The sequence below is a fragment of the Streptomyces phaeochromogenes genome, assembly GCF_001418655.1.
Classification (GTDB): Bacteria; Actinomycetota; Actinomycetes; order Streptomycetales; family Streptomycetaceae; genus Streptomyces; species Streptomyces phaeochromogenes.
Genome location: NZ_LIQZ01000664.1, coordinates 1 through 3,566, shown reverse-complemented (window position 1 = coordinate 3,566; position 3,566 = coordinate 1). Strand labels below are relative to the sequence as shown.

The following is a 3,566-nucleotide window of genomic DNA, read 5'->3' as shown; positions in this document are numbered from 1 at the left end:
CGCTACGGCGGGGGTGGCTGGAGCGACACCCGGCACACCCGGCCCACCCAGGACCAGGCCGACGAGAAGCCCGACCGTGAGGGTCCTGACTCTCCGGGTCCGGTTCAATATTTTATCCATCGGCGAGATGGTGGTGGATGAATTCACCGAAGGCAAGACCGCGTGGCTGACGTGCCGAAGGGCGGCCAGGGCGGCCAGGGCGTCCGGAGCGTCCGGAGCGGCTAGGCCGGCGGGTGCAGTCGGTCGAACTCGTCGGCGAGGATGCCCAGGAGGACGAGATCGTGGTGCCGGCCCGCGAGGAACACGTGATCGCGGAGGCGCCCCTCCTCGACGAAACCGAGCCGGTGATGGAGCGCCAACGACCCCTGGTTGTAGTCGAAGACCCGCGCTTCGCACTTGTGATAGCGCCGCTCGGCGAACATGAACCGCAGCAGCATCACCACGGCTTCCACCGCGTAGCCCTTGCGCCGATGCCCCGCCCCGACCGTGACGCCGTACTCGAACCGCCCCGCCTGCGGATCGGCATGGCCGGTGGAGACGGCGCCGACGATCTCCCCGGTGTCGAGAGCCTCGATGGCCAGCCGAAAACAGTCACCATCGGTCCCGGCGGCGGCCTGCTCCTTCGCCCAGGCGCGATACCCCTCGGCGGAACGGGGCGGCTGCACCGCATCCCCCAACCGCTCCTCATCCACAGCGAACCGCATGAACCCGGTCCAGTCCTCGGGCTCGATCCCGCGCAGCCGTATCCGCGTGCCTGTCCAGAACGATGTCATCCACCATTGGATCAAGCGAGGCCACCGGGAGTCCAGGCCGAACAGTCTCGAACGGTGCTCTGCCGAGAAGGCTTCAGTGAATTGGCCGACACAGCTCGCTGCGGTGACCCGTCACAGTCGGATCACCACCAGTGCCGTGTCGTCGTCCGGGCCCCGGCGGGGGGCCGGGACCAGGTCCGTCAGGATTGCGTCTGCCAGGGGTTCGGGGGGCAGGGTGTGGTGGTGTTTGAGGCTGGCGGTGAGGCGGTGGAGGCCTTGGTCGATGTCCTCGGTGCGGCGTTCGATCAGGCCGTCGGTGTAGAGGACGAGGGTGGCGCCGGGGGTGTAGGACACCGTCGCCTGGGTGCGGGGGATGGTGTCGTCGGAGGCGGCGAGGGGCGGGTCGGTGGCCGTGTCGAGCAGTTCGACCGTTCCGTCGGGGTGGGCCAGGAGCGGCGGCGGGTGGCCGGCGCAGCTGTACGTGACCGTGTGCGCGGCCCGGTCGATCACCGCCTGCACGGCCGTCGTGGCCAGCGCGCCCTCGACGGTGTGCGCGTGTTGCGCGAGGGTCGTCAGCGCGTCCGCGGGCCGGCCGGTCGCCCGGATCGCCGCGCTCAGCGCGCTGCGCAGCTGGCCCATGACCCCGGCCGCCTCCAGCCCGTGCCCGACGACGTCACCGACCGCCGCGGCCAGCCGGTCCTCGTCGAGGTCGATCAGGTCGTACCAGTCGCCGCATACGTTGAGGAAGCTGGCCGCGGGCTGGTAGCGGACGGCGGCGAAGTCGTGCCGCGGCAGCGCGGTGCCGGGCAGCATGGCGCGCTGCAGGGTGACCGCGACCTCGTGCGTGCGGGCGTGGGCCTTGCGCAGCTCCTCGTTGAGTTCCTGCAGCTCCTGGGAGCGGGTCAGGAGGTCGGCGGTCATCGCGTCCTCGTGACTGAGCGTGGTGAGGGAGGCGTGCTGGGTGCCCGGCGTCCGGTCGGCGGCCTCGCGGGCGCGGACCAGGGCCGTGACCTCCTCGACCCGGTGGGCGATGAGCGACACCCGGCCGTCCGCGTCGAGGACCGGGATGTTGACCGTGCTCCAGTAACGCTCCTCGAACACGCCCGGCCGGTCGGGCACCTCCACGTCGTACTTCTGCAGCGCCATGGTGTCCCGCTCGCCGGTGGCCAGCAGCCGTTCGAGCGAGGTACGCAGGGTCCGGGCGCCGCTGGCCTCCTCGGTGGGGCTGTCCGGAAACACGTCGAAGATGAACCGGCCGACCAGCTCGTCCAGGCCACGGCCCGAGATCTGCACATAGGCCCGGTTCGCACCGAGGATCGTCAGGTCGGGCGCGAGCAGCATGACCGGGCTGGGCAGGGCCTGGAAGACCTTCGCGAAGTCGATGTCGATGTCGGCTTCAGCCTCGGCCTCAGCTTCGGCTGTGGAGGAGGGGGAGCGGGTGTGGGCGAGTTCCGGGTCGGGGTCCGCATCTGTTTGTACTTCGGCGTCCGCATCGGCGTCGGGGTCCGTCCTGATGCCCGGGCTCTCTCTCCAACCAGGCGCATCACTGTCGCTCATGCCACCATGTCTACTCCCTCCCCCGGCTCCGTGCGACCCGGTCCCGGAAGGGGGCCCCTGCACATTGACCTGAGGCGTGCAGGCGTGCGATTCGGCGGGCGGGTACCGCGTCGGCCCGCTGTCCGCCCGGTACCCGCATTGGCCCACCTGTCCGCCCGGCACGCCCGCCCGGTATCCCCGGTCCCCTAGTGGCGTGTGTTCCGGCGGCGGCGCGGGTGCAGGCGGGTCGCCACGACTGTCAGGATCAGCAGCACGCTGGCCGCCAGGGCGCCGGTCATGCCGGTCACCGCCCCGTGACCGGGTGGACGGGCCGGGCGAGCGCGGCCTCCTTGACCAGTGGCATCTGTGGCATCTGCGGGACCAGAGGGATCAGGGGAGGGGCGATCTCGTCGTCCTCCCAGGCTTCCGCTTCTGAGGGATCCTTTGCCCCGTCTGTCGCCGGGGCGCCGTGCAGGGCGTGTTCCGCGGCGATGAGTTCCGTGGCGGTCGCGGTCGTGGACGGGCCCGTGCTGTCGCTCGCGGCTGCCATGAGGCGGGCGGCCGTGGAGGCGTCGGCCTCCGGAGGGATCACCAGGAGGTTCCAGCGGCCGGTGGTGTGGGAGAGCAGCAGGATCTTGTGTGGGTCCAGCTCCGTGGTGAACCAACCCACCTTCACCGCATGGCCGTTCACGGGGATCCGGCGGGGGACGACCGGCCAGTAACGGGAGTTGACGGCGATCCGGGTGATCCGGCCGCCCAGAGGGTCCAGGACGTCGGCCAGGGCGGAGAGTTCGTGGGCCAGGTCGCGGGAGCGGGGCCACCAGGCGCCGTCCAGAAGGTCTGGAAGCCCAGTCAGCCCAGGCAGTCCTGTGGGGGTGTTCGCGGGTTTCAGCGCGAGGCGGGCGGTCGGGGCCCTGTAGGGGACGATCCGCAGAGGGGGACGATCGGTGGTCGCGGACATCGCGCGAACCTGTCTCCGGACCGCGGCCCGCGGGCAGCCGTCCGGTGTCGACGCTCACCGAGAACGACGTAGGCATGAAGGCCGGCGTACGAAATGCCCTCGGTGACCTCAGGCTACTCCGCACAGGTGCGTGGCGGACCAGCGCGAGCCGCCGGAAACGTGCCGGAGCCTGCGCCGGGCGTGCCCCTTGCCGGGCGCGCCCCGTTCCGAACGTGCCCCGTTCCGAACGTGCCCCGTGTCGGACGTGTTCCGTGCCGGGGACGCCTTCGCGGTCCGGCTCCCGGTCTGGTCGCACGGTCCGGCGCCCGGCCCGGTCG

Annotated in this window: 3 protein-coding genes; all 3 read right to left on the bottom strand. The window is 71.3% G+C overall.

Annotation, left to right across the window (positions count from 1 at the left end):
- Nucleotides 1-221: 221 nt before the first annotated feature.
- The 3 genes from AOK17_RS47355 to AOK17_RS53375 all read right to left on the bottom strand — a co-directional run bounded on the left by AOK17_RS47355 (nt 222) and on the right by AOK17_RS53375 (nt 3,249).
- Nucleotides 222-773 carry a GNAT family N-acetyltransferase gene (locus AOK17_RS47355; protein ID WP_055618800.1) on the bottom strand — a complete coding sequence of 184 codons (552 nt, stop codon included), beginning with the start codon at nt 771-773 and terminating at the stop codon, nt 222-224.
- A gap of 111 nt (nt 774-884) precedes the next feature.
- Complete coding sequence (locus AOK17_RS47350; RefSeq protein ID WP_079053701.1) at nt 885-2,309, bottom strand: PP2C family protein-serine/threonine phosphatase; 1,425 nt, start codon at nt 2,307-2,309, stop codon at nt 885-887.
- Nucleotides 2,310-2,592: 283 nt separating this feature from the next.
- Complete coding sequence (locus AOK17_RS53375; RefSeq protein WP_063997401.1) at nt 2,593-3,249, bottom strand: DUF5994 family protein; 657 nt, start codon at nt 3,247-3,249, stop codon at nt 2,593-2,595.
- Nucleotides 3,250-3,566 lie beyond the last annotated feature (317 nt).

Coding starts and splice junctions, on each gene's coding strand:
- AOK17_RS47355 (WP_055618800.1), bottom strand. CDS start 773: ATGACATCGTTCTGGACAGGCACGCGGATACGGCTGCGCGGGATCGAG.
- AOK17_RS53375 (WP_063997401.1), bottom strand. CDS start 3,249: ATGTCCGCGACCACCGATCGTCCCCCTCTGCGGATCGTCCCCTACAGG.
- AOK17_RS47350 (WP_079053701.1), bottom strand. CDS start 2,309: ATGAGCGACAGTGATGCGCCTGGTTGGAGAGAGAGCCCGGGCATCAGG.